General features: G+C 59.6%; 17 protein-coding genes. 4 read left to right on the top strand and 13 right to left on the bottom strand.

Going from position 1 to position 15,055, the window contains the following annotated elements:
* Window positions 1-68: 68 nt before the first annotated feature.
* The 4 genes from OLX72_RS12815 to OLX72_RS12800 all read right to left on the bottom strand — a co-directional run bounded on the left by OLX72_RS12815 (window position 69) and on the right by OLX72_RS12800 (window position 4,604).
* Window positions 69-1,835: a DUF4153 domain-containing protein gene (locus OLX72_RS12815; protein WP_433988816.1), complete on the bottom strand. Its 1,767-nt coding sequence runs from the start codon at window positions 1,833-1,835 to the stop codon at window positions 69-71.
* Between the two features lie 93 nt (window positions 1,836-1,928).
* The gene (locus OLX72_RS12810) at window positions 1,929-3,488 is read right to left on the bottom strand and encodes a trimethylamine methyltransferase family protein (protein ID WP_114870906.1); all 1,560 of its coding nucleotides are present in this window, start codon (window positions 3,486-3,488) and stop codon (window positions 1,929-1,931) included.
* Between the two features lie 121 nt (window positions 3,489-3,609).
* Window positions 3,610-4,314, bottom strand: coding sequence for an HAD family hydrolase (locus OLX72_RS12805; RefSeq protein WP_114870907.1), 705 nt, complete (start codon window positions 4,312-4,314; stop codon window positions 3,610-3,612).
* Between the two features lie 5 nt (window positions 4,315-4,319).
* Complete coding sequence (locus tag OLX72_RS12800; RefSeq protein ID WP_114872345.1) at window positions 4,320-4,604, bottom strand: DUF3572 domain-containing protein; 285 nt, start codon at window positions 4,602-4,604, stop codon at window positions 4,320-4,322.
* A gap of 71 nt (window positions 4,605-4,675) precedes the next feature.
* Here OLX72_RS12800 and OLX72_RS12795 point away from each other — a divergent pair, with 71 nt between their 5' ends.
* Window positions 4,676-6,136: a diguanylate cyclase gene (locus OLX72_RS12795; protein WP_162798093.1), complete on the top strand. Its 1,461-nt coding sequence runs from the start codon at window positions 4,676-4,678 to the stop codon at window positions 6,134-6,136.
* A 3-nt stretch (window positions 6,137-6,139) separates the two neighbouring features.
* Here the strand turns inward: OLX72_RS12795 and OLX72_RS12790 are convergent, their stop codons facing one another.
* From OLX72_RS12790 to OLX72_RS12775, 4 genes are all read right to left on the bottom strand, one after another.
* On the bottom strand, window positions 6,140-6,625 hold the full coding sequence (locus tag OLX72_RS12790) for a periplasmic heavy metal sensor (protein WP_114870909.1): 486 nt from the start codon (window positions 6,623-6,625) through the stop codon (window positions 6,140-6,142).
* Window positions 6,622-7,005 (bottom strand): hypothetical protein, encoded by a 384-nt coding sequence (locus OLX72_RS12785; RefSeq protein WP_162798094.1) that lies wholly within the window; start codon window positions 7,003-7,005, stop codon window positions 6,622-6,624. Before OLX72_RS12785 ends, OLX72_RS12790 begins: the two co-directional genes overlap by 4 nt.
* Complete coding sequence (locus tag OLX72_RS12780; RefSeq protein WP_433988815.1) at window positions 6,992-7,582, bottom strand: RNA polymerase sigma factor; 591 nt, start codon at window positions 7,580-7,582, stop codon at window positions 6,992-6,994. The genes OLX72_RS12785 and OLX72_RS12780 overlap by 14 nt, the downstream gene beginning before the upstream one ends.
* Window positions 7,583-7,645: 63 nt before the next feature.
* The gene (locus OLX72_RS12775) at window positions 7,646-8,098 is read right to left on the bottom strand and encodes an EF-hand domain-containing protein (protein WP_433988814.1); all 453 of its coding nucleotides are present in this window, start codon (window positions 8,096-8,098) and stop codon (window positions 7,646-7,648) included.
* Between the two features lie 238 nt (window positions 8,099-8,336).
* Here OLX72_RS12775 and OLX72_RS12770 point away from each other — a divergent pair, with 238 nt between their 5' ends.
* Both OLX72_RS12770 and OLX72_RS12765 read left to right on the top strand, forming a co-directional pair.
* Window positions 8,337-8,744, top strand: a complete 408-nt coding sequence (locus OLX72_RS12770) for a DUF983 domain-containing protein (protein ID WP_433988813.1) — start codon at window positions 8,337-8,339, stop codon at window positions 8,742-8,744.
* 24 nt (window positions 8,745-8,768) lie between these two features.
* Window positions 8,769-9,464 carry an NUDIX hydrolase gene (locus OLX72_RS12765; protein ID WP_114870914.1) on the top strand — a complete coding sequence of 232 codons (696 nt, stop codon included), beginning with the start codon at window positions 8,769-8,771 and terminating at the stop codon, window positions 9,462-9,464.
* Window positions 9,465-9,481: 17 nt separating this feature from the next.
* On the opposite strand, the gene OLX72_RS12760 is transcribed toward OLX72_RS12765, so the two are convergent.
* Together OLX72_RS12760 and OLX72_RS12755 are read right to left on the bottom strand one after the other, a co-directional pair.
* Window positions 9,482-10,384 (bottom strand): DMT family transporter, encoded by a 903-nt coding sequence (locus OLX72_RS12760; protein WP_114870915.1) that lies wholly within the window; start codon window positions 10,382-10,384, stop codon window positions 9,482-9,484.
* A gap of 19 nt (window positions 10,385-10,403) precedes the next feature.
* Entirely contained in the window at window positions 10,404-11,336 is a 933-nt protein-coding gene (locus OLX72_RS12755; RefSeq protein WP_433988812.1) for a fatty acid desaturase, read from the bottom strand.
* 108 nt (window positions 11,337-11,444) lie between these two features.
* On the opposite strand from OLX72_RS12755, the gene OLX72_RS12750 reads away from it, so the two are divergent.
* Entirely contained in the window at window positions 11,445-12,305 is an 861-nt protein-coding gene (locus tag OLX72_RS12750) for a helix-turn-helix domain-containing protein (protein WP_114870917.1), read from the top strand.
* Between the two features lie 39 nt (window positions 12,306-12,344).
* Here OLX72_RS12750 and OLX72_RS12745 read toward each other — a convergent pair whose 3' ends face one another.
* The 3 genes from OLX72_RS12745 to OLX72_RS12735 are packed head-to-tail and all read right to left on the bottom strand — an operon-like array spanning window position 12,345 to window position 15,051.
* A complete protein-coding gene (locus OLX72_RS12745; RefSeq protein WP_114870918.1) occupies window positions 12,345-13,103 on the bottom strand; it encodes an SDR family oxidoreductase in 759 nt (252 codons plus the stop codon).
* Entirely contained in the window at window positions 13,100-14,572 is a 1,473-nt protein-coding gene (locus OLX72_RS12740) for a carnitine 3-dehydrogenase (RefSeq protein ID WP_433988811.1), read from the bottom strand. Before OLX72_RS12740 ends, OLX72_RS12745 begins: the two co-directional genes overlap by 4 nt.
* The gene (locus OLX72_RS12735) at window positions 14,569-15,051 is read right to left on the bottom strand and encodes a lipocalin (RefSeq protein WP_162798095.1); all 483 of its coding nucleotides are present in this window, start codon (window positions 15,049-15,051) and stop codon (window positions 14,569-14,571) included. The genes OLX72_RS12740 and OLX72_RS12735 overlap by 4 nt, the downstream gene beginning before the upstream one ends.
* Between the last annotated feature and the right edge of the window lie 4 nt (window positions 15,052-15,055).

Below are 15,055 nucleotides of genomic sequence, written 5' to 3'. Positions count from 1 at the left end.
AATGGTGTCTCACTCCCGTTTCCCAAAGACACCTTGGCGCGGCGGGCGTTAAGAAACCCCCAATATATTCAATTGTCGGGAACAAGTTCCATGTCGCCTACAAAAAGCGCCTTTTGACGGCTGGGCCCGATGCGGAAATCGCCCGACAATATTCTTGCCACCGTACCGTCGGGAACAAACGCTCTTTGTGTGTTGGCGAGGTCATACATATTGCGCGCCCAGCTCTGATCGCCCTGCCCCAGCGAAATCAGTTCGACAAATGCGTTCTGCCCTTCGACTTGCGCGAAAAACATGCCCTGCCGCTCGCCCGTCTCATCCAGTTCACCGATGACCAGAACACAAGAAGGGGCCTGATCTGACAGAGATGCCGAACAGGCTTGATACCATCGCTCGACCACCGTCACATGTACTGCCGCCAGATCGCTGGCGCGCAGGGTTTCACCCTCGGGCCTCACCGGCATGACTTTGATCAGATCCGCGACGCGGGCCTGCCCCAACGCGACGTTCTGAAGGTTCTCCAGCGCATATTTGCTATCGGCCTCACGGGCAGCCGCAATCATCGGCGCCAGCGCGCCATCGCTGTCCAGCTCTTCCAGTCGCGCCAGTCCGCGCTGCCCTGCCTTGCCCCACTCCTTGTCCATTTCCCAAAGCGGCAATTGCGCGGCCATTGCCTGCCCCGACTGGTAGCGAGCAATCTGGCTGCCGGTCGAAATTTTTTCGGCATGCAGCAGCGGTGTCATCCACAGCGCGGCAATCGCGATCAGAACCAAAGCCAGTGTTACGTTGACACGTCTGATCCTGTCCATCCAGTGCCGCCGTGCCAGCGCAACCACCGCATAACAGACCCCGTAAGCCAAAAGAAACGTGGCGCAGACCGCCGCAAACACACGGTCCGGTGTCCAGCCGTACTGCGTCACCCGCAGCACAATCGCATAAAGCGCAAGCGCCCCCAGAACCGGCAATGCCAGCGCCAGAACCTGCGTTGCAGAGCGCATCAGCGGGGTGTGCACAGCCAATCCGTTATCGCGGTCCAGCGCTATGGTAATCAGTGTAATCGCGCCGATGGTTACGCCCATCAGTGTCCCGGCTGCGGAAAAGTCCCCGAACAGGCTCGACAGTCCGCGCAGCGGCAGCGCGGCAATGAAAATCAGTACCACCAGCAGGACAACCGGCAAAAGCAGCCGCAAAAGGCGCAACAGCAGATAGGGCGACAAATAGCTGCGCAGTTCATGCACGACAGCAAGCGCAATCCCAAGAACTAGGCCGGAAAACGCATAAGGGACAGGTTCGACATCCAAAAGGTTCTCGATCACATCCACCCCGACCAACCCGAGCAAGGCGTTTGACAGCATCAGAACCAGCCATGCCACGCCCACGAACAGCCACGCCGCCAGATATCTAACCGTGATCGTCCAGGCTGCATCGAACAGATCCGGATAGCGCCGCCAACTCGTTCTGTCCTGCAACCACACGGCCAGAAACGGTGTCGCCACAGAAACCATGATGATGAACATCATCAACGTAGGCGGGCTGCGCGCGATGTCTGCTGCATCGGCGAACCGCAATCCGGCAAGGCTGAGCAATGCAGCAGACGGCACACCCACCGCCAACGCAGCGGCCACCGCCCGCAGGATCGAAACCGGCCCACACAGCGCCAGCGCCACACCGAAAAACACCGCCGCCAGGGCGAACACAGCCAGATAAAGACGCGGGTGCACATCGGTGTCTGGCAGCACCTCGACCAGCAACCAGAAAGACACACCTGCAGCGGTACCCAGAACCGCCATTGCCACGCGATCCAGCAAGATGGTGCGGTCTTGTTCTTTAGGGCTCATGTCCTGCCTCCGGATTTGCTCTGACAGGGTCATGTTAAACGGGCCGGTTCATCTGAACCAGCCCGCCATTTGTGCTAGTCTTAACCGAACAGATCAGAAATCCGTTGGTGCACCGCCTTCTGCCTTGCGCCGCTCGACAAATGCGGCCAGTTCGTCACGGATGGCCGGGTCCATCGGCGGCTCTTCGAAACTGTTCACGATATTCTTGAACATGTGATGCGCCCGTTCCGGTGTCCAGACGCCGCCGGCCGCTTCCCAGCCTTCATAGTTCTTCCAGTCGCTGACAATGGGCGAATAAAACGCGGTTTCATAGCGTTCCTGCGTGTGCGGCGTTCCAAAGAAATGCCCGCCCGCGCCAACGTCCTTGATCGCATCAAACGCGATTTCGTCCGGTCCTGTCGCCGTGATGGCAGGCTCCATGTATCGTTGGATCATTTGCAGAATTTCGCAATCCATGATGAATTTTTCGGGGCTTGCGATCAGCCCGCCTTCCAACCAGCCCGCAGCATGGTAGACCATGTTCGCGCCCGATTGCACCGCGGACCACAGCGAATTCGATGTTTCCCACATCGCCTGCCCGTCAGGCACGTTTGCTGCGCAAACGCCGCTGGCGCGCATCGGCAGATCATAAAACCGCGCCATCTGGCCGGTCATTTGCGTCGCGCGCATGTATTCGGGCGTGCCAAACGCCGGCGCGCCGGATTTCATATCGACATTTGATGTGAACGTGCCAATTGCCGTTGCCGCGCCGGGCCGGATGTATTGCGCAAGGGCAACCGCACACAGGGCTTCGGCCAGGGATTGCGCAACCGCGCCCGACATCGTCACAGGCGCCATTGCGCCAGCCAGCGTGAACGGCGTGACCACCAGCCCTTGATTGCGGCGCGCCATGCGCATCCAGCCGTCCAGCATCGGGATATCGTGCTTGAGCGGCGAGGTCGAATTGATGTTGGTGTACATCTTGGGGCTGGCTTCGAATTCCTCGTGGGTCCAGCCGCCGGAAATCCGCACCATTTCCATCACATCTTCAACGCGCTCTGTGCCCAGCGAATAGGCATGCATGACCTTGTCGGTCAGCGTCAGCTTGTCATAAAGCACATCCAGATGGCGCACCGATGCATGGATATCCACCGGTTCTACCGGATAACCGCCGGCAAAGTGGATACAGTTGAAATACTGCGTCAGTTTCAGAAGATTGCGGCACATCTCGCGCGTGCCCGGCACTTTGGTGCCGATCTCCATATCCCAGTAATTGGGCGGCGAGGATACGTTTCCAAACGCCATGTAGTTGCCGCCGATAATGATTTCGTGCGCCTTGTTCCGGGGTGTCAGCGTGAATTGCGATGGCGCCTTGCCGACCATCTCCATCACGAAATCGCGCCCCATACGCACGTTTTCGCCGTCGATCGTACACCCGGCCTCTTTCAGGATGGCCAGCGCTTCGTGATTAAGGAATTCGATGCCGATTTCTTCCAGAATGCGCATCGCGCCTTCGTGAATGGCGTTGACGCCTTCCGTTCCCAGCGGTTCGGTCGGACGATCAGTATTCCTGATCAGACGCCATGGCATCTGGTCCACAACCTCGCCGCCACGCCGCGCCGTGTTCCCGGCACGTCCGCCGCCCCGTTTCCTGCGCTCTTTCACGTCCGCCATGATGGTTCCTCCGAATGGGTCAATCCATCATGTGGAGGGAACGGGCCAGAACGCCTTACCGATTGCGACAAGCGGTGTCGTTTTTACCTAAAAAGGGTCGCTTGGGATCATAGCAGGCCCGTCAGGACGTCAACCACAGCGGCAAATGGCCGATATCGGGCAAAACCACATCCGCAAAGGGGGCAAGATCGGCCAGTTCGGCCATCCCTGTTAGAACACCCACAGTCTGCATTCCCGCCGCGCGTCCGGCAATCAGATCGTGCCGGCTGTCCCCGACCATGACCGATCTTTCCGGCGTGGCGGCAACCGCAAGACAAAAGGCCAACAGCGGATCAGGTGACGGTTTCGCGCCGTGCCCGCTGTCAAAACCAGCAACAAAATCAAATAGGTCCAGCACGCCGGCACTGCTCAGGTGGGCGCGCGCACCGAATTCGGTATCATTGGTCATCACACCCAGCGCCACCCCCTGCCCGGCAAGCCCCTGAAGGAACGGTACCAAGGGAACGGCAGGGGCAAGCGGCGCGTGAGAGGCGGACATTGTCAAATAGGTTTCAATCTCGGCAATGTCGCGGTCCGGAACACCCGCCGCCATTGATTCTGCAACTTCGCGATTTGTCGCCGCAACAATCGGACTACCCGGCAAGATCCGCCTTGCCTCCAGATCGTACCCGCAGGACAGTGCAATTCTTGCCGCAACTTCGGCGTCGCCCTTGGCAAGGTCTGCAATCACCTGCCCGGCCCACCCGTTCCACGTGGTCGCAAAATCGAAAAGCGTGCCGTCCTTGTCAAAACAGATGGCATCGGCACGTCGGTGATCAGGTTGCATAGGGGTCAGGTCCAATGGGTGGGCGCCCCACCGGGCAATGCATGGCGCGCCTGCATCGGGCGCTCGTAAGGGATTGAGGATGCATCACAAAACGCGATCACCCAGGCATCATCCATCATCAGGAAATCAAGCACTGACAACAGGAAATCAGGCGATGAGATGCGCGAACGCAAATCGGATTCAGATGCGCCTGTTGATCCCAGAAAAACCGGCAACAGGTCTTCGTTTCCTGCCAGCCACGCAAGGGCCTGCAAGGCAACAGTTTCAGCGGCTTCTTGCGACAGCGACATATGACTCGCTTTTTCCTGGAAATCGAAAGGCTTTATTAACCTCTGTCACTAAAAACTTGCGCATCAAGGAAATGCAAGCCCGGAAAGGCAGCCAGATGCAGGCCAAGGTCCTTATCGTCGATGCCGTGGCGACCAACCGGATCATGTTGACCGTCACGTTCTCTGCCGCCTTTTACGATGTCGCATCGGCACCTTCCTTGGATGCGGCAGTGGACCGTGTTCACGCATCACCGCCCGATCTGGTTATTCTGTCCGGCGATCTGCCGCAGAACGGGACGTTTGAATTCTGCAAGTCGATGAAATCCAATGCCGCGTTAAGCACTGTTCCCATTGTGATGATCACCGAAAAGGACAGCCCGGCCTTCCGGTTGCAAGCCCTTCGGGCGGGCGCAGAAGACATCCTGTCAAAACCGGTTGCGGATGGTCTTCTGCTGGCGCGTATCCGCTCACTTCTGCGCGCGCAGGCCACGACGCAGGAATTGCGCCTGCGCGATGGCACATCGCGCGCTTTGGGCTTTTGCGAAGACGCCTACGGCTTTTCAGGTCCAGGCCGGATTGCCCTAGTCGCAACCGATCTGACCGATGCGCAACACCTGGCCGGCACGATCACGGCAGGCGTCGCGCACGATGTTCATGCGCACAGCATCAAAAGCGCGATGGGCGCACTGGATGAACAGAACACGCCGGATGTGTTTGTTATCGCGCTGACGAACAGCGAGCCCGATCCGGGATTGCGATTGCTGGCCGATATCCGCGCGCGCGCCAGCACCCGGCATGCCGCGATCATCGTCATCACAGCCGCCGGGTGCCAGCACACCGCGGCAGATGCCTTTGATCTGGGCGCAGACGATGCGATGCCCGATGGCGTTGATGCAGCCGAATTTGCCTTGCGCCTGACCACGCAATTGTCGCGCAAGCGGCAATCGGACCGATTGCGTGAAACCATGCGCAGTGGCGCGCAGGCAGCCGTGACCGATCCGCTGACAGGTCTTTACAACCGCCGTTACGCCTTGCCACATCTGGCCCGCATAATGGAAACCGCGATGCGTACGGACAAACCATTTGCCGTCATGATTGCAGATCTTGACCATTTCAAATCGATCAATGACCGGTTCGGCCACGCTGTCGGCGATGCGGTACTAATAGATGTGGCACAGCGATTGCGCCGGAATTTGCGCGCCGTCGATCTGGTCGCCCGCTTTGGCGGAGAGGAATTTCTGATCGTCATGCCCAATACAGGCCTGAAAGCAGCCCGCACCGCCGCGCGCCGTCTTTGCAGCGCCGTTCAGGAAACGCCGGTGATGAAAAACCCCGTTGCATCCGATATACAGCCGGCATCGCTGGTCCCGCCGCTGCACGTCACCATCAGCATTGGCGTCGCCATCGCGGGCGACCCTGACACCGCGCCGTTTCTTCCCGATATGGTACAGGCCGACACCGTCGCGCGTTTGCTGGATGCAGCCGATCAGGCCCTTTACAAAGCCAAGGACAAGGGGCGCAACTGCGTCAGGATGAGCAGGCCCGCCGCCTGATCCCTAATTGTCATCCCGGCCGTGAAACCCACGGCTGGCCGCGTCTTCCAACCTGTCGGCATAGGCCACCCGTTCGGATGCTGTCATCGCGGTGACATGGCGCAACCAGATATCCTGCGCTGCTGTCATGCGGGCCGCCAGCCCTGCCTGCCGCTCTGCCATCAGCGCGGCAACCCGACCGGCATCAAAGGGGTCAGCGCGCAATGCAACGCCGATCTCTGTGTATAGCGCCGCGCTTTGCGCCCGCCGGTCCGGTATGGCCTTGCCCGCACGCCGCAACTCTTCCCGCAGTTCCGCGCGATCGCGATGATCCAGCGCACGAATAAAGGGGGCGGCAAAATCCCGGCCATGCGCACGGTGTTCACCGCCACCAAACCGGAACGCCATACCTGCAACGGCCCCGGCAACAGCAAGGTTCAGCGCAAGGGACACAACCAGAACAATCCGGCCCCACCCCCACTTTGATTTGTGATCGTTTTTTTCGGTCATGGGTTCGGATCCTCGAAATTCCAGCTGAAATCGCTCAGGTCGGCATCAACCAGCGCCAGCGTATCGTTCTGTGAAAAAAGCGCATTGGTCGGCGTTTCAATCATGTCGGGTGGACGGATGCCAATCCAGAATCCGACAATCGTGGCTGTCGCCAGACCGCCCATGGCCGCCCAGCCGCCCAGAAACCCGAATATGCGTGTTCCAAACCCGGCCCGCGCGGGCGCAGCGGCGCGCGCCATGGCCGGTCTGGGCTGGTGCGCCAGCGCATCGGACAGCACGCGCGCCATCAAATCCGGCGAAGGTTCGTGCCGGCTGCGACGCGCCGCGGCAAACTCGGACTCCAGCCTTGCGTTCATATCGTTTTGATCAGTCATCATCATATCCCAGTTCTGCGCGGCGTCCGGCCAGGGCCGCACCCAGCGCCCGTTTTCCCCGTGCCGTCAGGCTTTCCACAGCTTCGGTGGTGATCCCCATGATCTGCCCGATTTCGGGGTTGGCCAGACCTTCGATATGGCGCAGGACGACCGCTTGCTTTTGCCTCTCCGGCAGATCATCCAGCGCCGCTTGCAGGGCCAAGGTGCGCGCCTTGTCCTGCAACCGTTCCGGCGCACCCGGTTCGGGGCTGGCTGGGTCATCGATAGCATCAAGCGGCGGCCCCTGCCGCTTGCGCAGCCGCAGACGGTCGGTCGCAAGGTTCAAGGCCACACGATACAACCACGTTGCAACCTGTGCTTCGCCCTGCCGCCATTCCGGTGCGATGCGCCACAGGCGCAACATCGCCTCCTGCACAACATCCTCGGCCTCGCTGGCATCCCCAAGCATGCGAACGGCAAGCCCGAACACCCGCGGCGTCAGGCGTTGTGTCAGAACGAAAGCCGCATCGGCATCGCCATTGGCGTATAATGCCAACAACGCCTCATCCGGCACATCCTGTCGTGAATCCAGCGGCATTCCCATCCTCGCAGGGCTATCAACGGCAAGGGCGGCAAACAAGTTCAGCTTGCGCCGCCCTGCGCCCGATCAATCCTGCTTGTCCGAGTGGCGGCCTTTGCGTTGGGCATGAAAGGCATCGAATTCCGCCTGTGAAATCACCCCGTCGCTGTCGCTGTCCACGCGGTCGAACATCCGTGAAGGATCCCGCCGCGGTTTCATCTCGGCCAGCGTAATCTTGCCGTCACCGTCCGTGTCCATCCGCTCCATCATTTGGGTGACGCGTTCTTTAGCCCGTTCCGCCGCGGCCTTTTCAAGCTCTGCCCGCGTCAGAAACCCGTCCGCATCCGCATCTGCCGCGGCAAAGCGGTTTTCAACAATCGATTGCATTTCCTCGCGTGTGATCTGTCCGTTCCCGTCCGTATCGATCTGCGAGAATGTCATGTGGTGGCCGCGCTGCCCCTTGGCCACGGCGACCGATGCAAGCGCCGTAACGCTGAACCCGGCCAGAATGATACCTGTGATGATTGCTGTGCGTTTCATGTTCGATGAACTCCGTTATCTGTCTGATCCGTTGCGCCCTGTTGCGGGGCGAACATTTCTTTTACGTATACCGGCGGTGGTTCCGTCGAAAAAAAGTTGACCATCCGCCGAACCGCACAATCCAGAGATGAAGCTTTGCGACGGAACGCCGCAATGACGAAATGCGTCCTCGCAATTGCCGTGCGGAAAGCGCAGGAAGCTAGTCAAAAAACGGTTGCGTCCAGCCAGGGAAAACAAAATGCAAGACACTGTAGATGCCCGATCCGAAGCGGATCAGGAAACGGATCACGCCGTTTGGCCTGCGATTTACCGCGGGTGGCGCCGCAAATGCCCGAATTGCGGCAGTGGGGCGCTTCTCAAGGGGTATCTGACCGTAAACAAGACCTGTACAGTTTGTAATCAGGAATTGTATCACCACCGCGCAGATGACGGTCCCGCCTATCTGACGATTCTGATTGTCGGCCACCTGATGGCACCGCTGCTGCATTTTGCGTTTGTGCGCTGGCGTCCGGAACCGTTGACGCTGTTCACAATATTTGCGGTTGGCTGTGTGGCTTTGTCTCTTTACCTTTTGCCACGACTGAAGGGCTCAATCGTCGGGTTTCAATGGGCGCGCAACATGTACGGGTTTCGCACCGCACCCTGACAAGCGCAGGTAAAAAGGGACAATATGGCTATCGATAAATCGGCAATCCGAAACGCTGCCACTGTCATCCTTTTACGCGATCGCCAAAGCAATCCACATATTCTGATGGGCCAGCGCGGGGCCAAAGCCGCGTTCATGCCAAACAAATTCGTCTTTCCCGGCGGCGCGGTCGATGCAACCGATGCACAGGTACCGCTGGCTGGCGCGCTGTCGGATCTGTGCCTGACCCGACTGCGCGATCAATCCGAAGCCGGGCTGGAATATGCCCTGGCCGCAGCCGCCATTCGTGAACTCTGGGAAGAAACCGGGCAGGTTCTGGGTGTGCCGGGGCGCTGGTCCGGCACAGTGCCGCAAGACTGGGCCGGCTTTGCCGCCACCGGCCACCTGCCAAATGCCACCCCGTTACAGTTTGTGTTCCGCGCGCTGACCCCGCCGGGGCGGCCGCGCCGGTTTGATGCACGGTTTTTTCTGGTGGATGCCGATACGCTGGCCAGTGATCCGGATGATTTTTCCGCCGCATCGGATGAACTATCGCACCTGCAATGGATTCCACTGGGGCAGGTACGCCGCTTTGATCTGCCCTTTATCACCGAAGTCGTCCTGAGCGAGGTCGGGGCACGCGCAACCGACCCCGCCCCGCCCGCATCGGTGCCCTATTTCCGCAATAACGACGAAGAGAGCCTGTTCCTGCGCCTGCGCGGCCACCCCATGCCGGACTAGATACGCCTCAGGCGTGGTCAGATGACAAGAATCAGCATCAGGATACTGATTGCCAGAATGGCGATGCCGAATATTTCCCGCCTTGAAATCGTTTCACGAAAAAACAAGGTCGAGGCGAGCAGACTGAAAATCAGTTCGACCTGCCCCAGCGCATTGACGTAGGCCGCCGTTTGCAGGGTAAACGCCGTGAACCAGCACATTGATCCCGCCATCGAGGTCAGCCCGATCCAGCCCGCCACCTTGCGAACGCGCCAGACAGCCGTGATTTCGCCCGCCTCGCGCAGGCGCAGCCAAATCGCCATTGCCACCATTTGCATGGCCGTCACCGCGCTTAACGTCACACCCGCCCGCAACAGCGGATCGGCACTGGCAATCTCAAGCGAGGCACCGCGATAACACACCCCCGAGATCGCAAAGAACACGCCCGACACCAAACCGATACCGGCGGCGCGATTGGCAATTCTGCGCAGCCACACCCCGTCACCACCCGGCGGGTCAGACAGCAACAGCACGCCGATCAAACCGATCAGGATCGCGGCAAATCCCCAGATCGACACGCCTTCGCTCAGAATGACCCACCCTACCAGAACCGTCTGGATCACTTCGGTTTTCTTAAAGGTTATGCCCACGGCAAAATTTCGTTGCTTGAACAGCATGACAACGCAAATGGTGGCAAGAATTTGCGCCGCACCGCCCGCCGCCCCATAGATCCAGAAGGCAAGCCCAAGCGTTGGCAGTGCTTGCCCTGACGCGTTCAGGTATAGCGCCAGCAAAACGGCAACCAGCGGCGCAGAATAGAAAAACCGCGCAAATGTGGCCCCTGCCGGGGACAGATCAACGCGGCTTAGGTGTTTTTGCAGCATGAACCGCAGCGTCTGGAAAAACGCGGCGGCCAGTGTGACAGGGATCCAAAGGCTCATGCCCTGCTATGGCGCAGATTTACTTTGGCCGCCAGAGAGGATGCGGAACCGGATCCTTGGTGCGCAGGAAATAACGGGCGAAAACATCACGGTATGACCGGTAGACATAGCTTTCGTTTCGCGCCTGAAACGCCTCTTTGCGGGCTTCATACAACGCCGGAAGGCGGTACCACGCCACTTTGGGATGCGCATGATGAACGACGTGAAAGTTGTTGTTCAGAAACAGAAATGCCAGAATTCCACGATCTTCGATGATCACAGTTCGGGCGCGGCATTTTTCATGTGCCCGATGTTCCAGAAAGGTCCGGATCTTGATCAGCGCCATACCGCAATATGCCGCAAGCAGGTAGGCCCAGAACGGCATGGCGGAAACCGCGATCACCCACCACACCACCAAGACAACACCGACCAGATGCAGCGCCCATGCGGTTGCAACCGACCGGTCGCCGCCACGGATCAAACGCCAGTCGGCGCACATGAAACTGATTTGTCCCAACGCCGTGCCAATCAGCATACGGCCCAGCAGCGTATTGTTGAACCGGTAGATCCAGCGCACAAAACGTGGTTGCCGCGCCCATACCGCCGGATCGAAATAATTGCTCTCGGGATCATCATAAGGGTCGGTAAGATCTTCATCGTGGTGATGCGCAAGGTGCGTGTCGCGAAACCGGCCATAGGGGACAAACAGGTTCGGCTGGATGAAAACCAGCGCCTCGTTCCACTTCTGGTTCCGGAACGGATGCCCGTGCAGCACTTCGTGACTAAGCGATGACAGCAGCGCAATCGCCAACGTCGTCACGACGATGCCCAGCGGCAGTGAAATCGCGCTGATCAGCGTCGTTGCCAGTATCCAGACGGCACTGGCGCCCAGAATCAGGGACAGGGTGGGCCATTCGACTGCCCGTACATCTGGCAGTTTGTGAACAGGATCAAAGCGGTGAGTGGCGTCCATTAATGTGTCCGAGTTAAGTGGAATGTAACAGCGATACGACACTTCACGTGGCTGTGAACATTCCGAATACAGTTAACAAAACAAACTAACTGTGATATTTATCACCACATGCATGAAAACATCGACAAACGCGACCGTTCAGAACAGTTCCGCACCCGGTTAAAGCGCGCGATGTCCGATCATGGCAGCACCCAAAGCAGTCTGGCCCGCGCCATCGGCGTCGACAGGTCCACCATTTCGCAGCTGTTGAAAGGTCAAGGCGCCCGCCTGCCCAACGCCCATGTCGTCGGGGCCTGCGCCTCGGCCCTTGGTGTGTCGGCCGACTGGTTGCTGAGCCTGTCGGACCGCCCTGAAAGCGCCGCCGATCTGATGTCTGCCAATCTGTCGCTTACTGCGGCCCCCCGCGCCCTTGTCGATCAGCAGATTTTCGACTGGCACCGTGAGGCGGCAGGCTACAAGATCCGCCACGTCCCCGCGGCCCTGCCCGACATGCTGAAAACCCAAGCGCTGCTGGAATGGGAATATACCCCCCATCTGGGTCGCACCGCACGCCAGGCCATTGGCGCATCAACAGATCGGCTGGCATGGATGCGCTCGGCCCGGTCCGATTACGAAATTGCGATGCCGGTCTACGAACTGCACAGCTTTGCCCATGCCACCGGCTATTACACCGGCCTGCCGCTCGACACGCGTCTGGAGCAACTGGACCAGTTTGATCGCCTGATCGACCAGTTGTACCCGCGTTTGCGGATCTATCTTTTCGACGCGCGGAAACTTTACAGTGCACCGGTCACGATCTTTGGTCCGCTGCTTTGCGTTCTATATGCGGGCGGGCATTACCTTGCATTTCGCGATCGCGACCGGATCGACACCTTCACCGGTCATTTCGATGTGCTGGTACGCGAAGCATCTGTCTCTGCGCGCAACATGGCGCAACATCTGCGCGACCTGCGCGCAGATATCACTTGATTCAAAATATCAACAAACCTGATCAACCGGCTGTAATATCTACACTTTCGGGTCAGGATTAATCGTAAATCCGTCAACGCCAATCACCTGCCCCGATACCAGCCTGGCCGCATCCGACCCCAGAAAAACCGCCATGTTCGCAATGTCACTTGCTTCGACAAACCGGCCAAGCGCGGTGCCGCTGGCATAGCCGTCATAGACCTGATCGCGCGTCATGCCCTTGGCTGCCGCCTCGCGCTCCAATACGCCTTCCATACGCGGGCCTTCCACCGAACCGGGGCAGATTGCGTTGGCACGGATGCCAAATGGCCCCAGTTCCATGGCAAGTGTTTTCATCAGCCCGATCACGGCCCATTTCGCCGCCGCATAGGGCGCCCGGTTGGGATATCCGTATAGTCCTGCAGTGGATGACGTCACGACAATGCTGCCCGCTTTCGCTTCCTTCATCATTGGCGCGGTGTACTTTGCCGCCAGAAACGCACCTTCCAGATTGACACTGACACATCTGCGCCAGTCTTCCAGCGCGATGTCTTCAACCCGCGCGGTCGGCCCGGCAATGCCGGCATTGGCACACAAGACGTCCAGTCCGCCCCAACGCGCCCCCAGATCCTCAAAAAGCGCGGCCATGGCATCTTCGTCACTGGCATCGACTTGGGTTGTCCGCCACCGTTCAGGGCAGCCAGTCAACGCCTGTTTGTCCACATCCGTGACCCACACGTCAAATCCGGCGGCGTCAAACGCCTCGCCCATGGCGCGGCCGATGCCGGACGCGCCGGCAGTAATCAAAACGCGCCTCATCTCGGGGCACCGATGGCACGGCCCAGCCCGTCTGGCGGCGACATGTCGGCCTGCCCTGCCACCATGCGGGCCAATATGGCCTGCATCGCATCCGGCATCGGCGCGGGTTTTCGGGTTTCCAGACTGACATGCAGCAAAATCTGTTCCCCCGTGGCCAGCACTGCACCTTCATGGGTCATTTCGTGCCACAGGTGCATTTTCTTGCCTTCGCCCGATATCACCCGCGTTGTCACTTCGATCCGCGCACCGGGTGCGGCCTCGCCCAGATGCCGGATATGGGTTTCTGCCGTGAAAAAACTGCCGCCATTGGCGATGTAATCCGCGTCACACCCGATCAGCTTCATGAAATGGTCTGTCGCACGGCTGAACGCCTCAAGATAGCGCGCCTCGTTCATATGGCCGTTGTAGTCCAGCCAGTCGATCGGAACGGCCTGCGCCAGCATCACCAAAGGTACGGCGTAATCCGTGATCTGTTCCAGCGTTGCCGGTACGGGGCTGTCTTGCAACAACACCGCGTCATGCGCATTCAGCAAAGCGCCCGCACCATAATCCTGCGCCTTGAGCGCCCGCATCATGCTGACCAGATTGTTGTCGCGGATCCGCTCCAGCTCGCGGATCGAATGGGCACCGGATTGTTCGTCCGATTGCCCCGCGATAAGATCAACCAGTTCGTCGGTAAACTCCGGCACATCCATCAGCTTGGTCCACGGCCATTTCAGCGCGGGGCCGAACTGCGCCATGAAATGTTTCATGCCCGCCTCGCCGCCCGCTACTCGGTAGGTTTCAAACAAGCCCATCTGCGCCCAGCGGATACCAAACCCATAGCGGATCGCATTATCAATTTCTTCGGTTGTGGCAATGCCGTCCTTGACCAGCCACAACGCCTCGCGCCAGACCGCCTCAAGGAAACGGTCGGCCACGTGCGCATCGATTTCCTTGCGCAGATGCAACGGATAAAGCCCGACCGACGTCAGCAGTGCCTTGGCTTTTTCAACAATCCCGGTGTCATTTTCAGGCGTGGTGACGACTTCGATAAGCGGCAGCAGATAGACCGGATTGAACGGATGGCACACCATGATCTGCGCGGGGCGCACCGCGCCCTGCTGCAACTCAGATGGCTTGAACCCCGATGTAGAGGATCCGATCACTGCGCTTTCATCACACGCGCCCTGCAACTCGGCCAGAACCTTGTGCTTGATATCAAGCCGCTCGGGCACGCTTTCCTGTATCCAGTCGGCGCCTTTTACAGTGTCGGCCATGCTCCGGTGAAAGCTCAACCGGCCTTCTTGCGGCATCGCCGCATCACTCAGGCCCGGAAGCGAACGGCGCGCGTTGTCCAGAACCTCGCCAACCTTGCGCTCTGCCTCGGGGTCCGGGTCAAACACCCGCACGTCCCACCCGTTCAGCAGAAACCGCGCGGCCCAGCCGCCGCCAATCACGCCTCCCCCGATAATAGCTGCCACGCTCATCTTTGTGTCTCCCGCAATCTTGTTAAGTCGTATCCGAACCAGTCGAAAATATCCCGCGCGGCGGCGATCCTGTCGATGCCGCCCGCGGCACCGCGATCAAGGATCATGCCGAACGATCCGTCCGGCGTGCCCAGCGCGGCCGTGCGATAGCCTGTATCAACCCATAACAGCCAGATTTCAGGCGCACCGCCCGATGCCGCCCAGCGTGCGCCTTCACTCACGTCATGGCGCACCAGCGCGCCGTCCAGCGGACCGATGTCAAAACTGCCATCCCCGTTCCAGACATAGCGTACCTGCCGTGCAGCCGTCGGGGTCTGCGCAAATTCTGCACGGACCCACCACGTGCCATCAAGCCGCTGCGGCTCGAACCGTGTGGTGGCGGCGATCGGCGCTGATACATCGCGAAATCCTGCCAAATCGGGCGCTGGCGCGCACCCTGTCAGCCCCAGAACCAGCGCCGATACCGCAGCGTATCGCATCACC

Origin of the sequence: Sulfitobacter sp. TBRI5 (genome assembly GCF_051013555.1) — a bacterium.
Taxonomy (GTDB): domain Bacteria; phylum Pseudomonadota; class Alphaproteobacteria; order Rhodobacterales; family Rhodobacteraceae; genus JL08.
This window is presented reverse-complemented; position numbering and strand designations above follow the sequence as displayed.

Bases quoted from the DNA above. Each gene is read 5' to 3' on its own strand.
- OLX72_RS12815 (WP_433988816.1), bottom strand. From the start codon at position 1,835: ATGAGCCCTAAAGAACAAGACCGCACCATCTTGCTGGATCGCGTGGCA.
- OLX72_RS12810 (WP_114870906.1), bottom strand. From the start codon at position 3,488: ATGGCGGACGTGAAAGAGCGCAGGAAACGGGGCGGCGGACGTGCCGGG.
- OLX72_RS12805 (WP_114870907.1), bottom strand. From the start codon at position 4,314: ATGCAACCTGATCACCGACGTGCCGATGCCATCTGTTTTGACAAGGAC.
- OLX72_RS12800 (WP_114872345.1), bottom strand. From the start codon at position 4,604: ATGTCGCTGTCGCAAGAAGCCGCTGAAACTGTTGCCTTGCAGGCCCTT.
- OLX72_RS12795 (WP_162798093.1), top strand. From the start codon at position 4,676: ATGCAAGCCCGGAAAGGCAGCCAGATGCAGGCCAAGGTCCTTATCGTC.
- OLX72_RS12790 (WP_114870909.1), bottom strand. From the start codon at position 6,625: ATGACCGAAAAAAACGATCACAAATCAAAGTGGGGGTGGGGCCGGATT.
- OLX72_RS12785 (WP_162798094.1), bottom strand. From the start codon at position 7,005: ATGATGATGACTGATCAAAACGATATGAACGCAAGGCTGGAGTCCGAG.
- OLX72_RS12780 (WP_433988815.1), bottom strand. From the start codon at position 7,582: ATGGGAATGCCGCTGGATTCACGACAGGATGTGCCGGATGAGGCGTTG.
- OLX72_RS12775 (WP_433988814.1), bottom strand. From the start codon at position 8,098: ATGAAACGCACAGCAATCATCACAGGTATCATTCTGGCCGGGTTCAGC.
- OLX72_RS12770 (WP_433988813.1), top strand. From the start codon at position 8,337: ATGCAAGACACTGTAGATGCCCGATCCGAAGCGGATCAGGAAACGGAT.
- OLX72_RS12765 (WP_114870914.1), top strand. From the start codon at position 8,769: ATGGCTATCGATAAATCGGCAATCCGAAACGCTGCCACTGTCATCCTT.
- OLX72_RS12760 (WP_114870915.1), bottom strand. From the start codon at position 10,384: ATGAGCCTTTGGATCCCTGTCACACTGGCCGCCGCGTTTTTCCAGACG.
- OLX72_RS12755 (WP_433988812.1), bottom strand. From the start codon at position 11,336: ATGGACGCCACTCACCGCTTTGATCCTGTTCACAAACTGCCAGATGTA.
- OLX72_RS12750 (WP_114870917.1), top strand. From the start codon at position 11,445: ATGCATGAAAACATCGACAAACGCGACCGTTCAGAACAGTTCCGCACC.
- OLX72_RS12745 (WP_114870918.1), bottom strand. From the start codon at position 13,103: ATGAGGCGCGTTTTGATTACTGCCGGCGCGTCCGGCATCGGCCGCGCC.
- OLX72_RS12740 (WP_433988811.1), bottom strand. From the start codon at position 14,572: ATGAGCGTGGCAGCTATTATCGGGGGAGGCGTGATTGGCGGCGGCTGG.
- OLX72_RS12735 (WP_162798095.1), bottom strand. From the start codon at position 15,051: ATGCGATACGCTGCGGTATCGGCGCTGGTTCTGGGGCTGACAGGGTGC.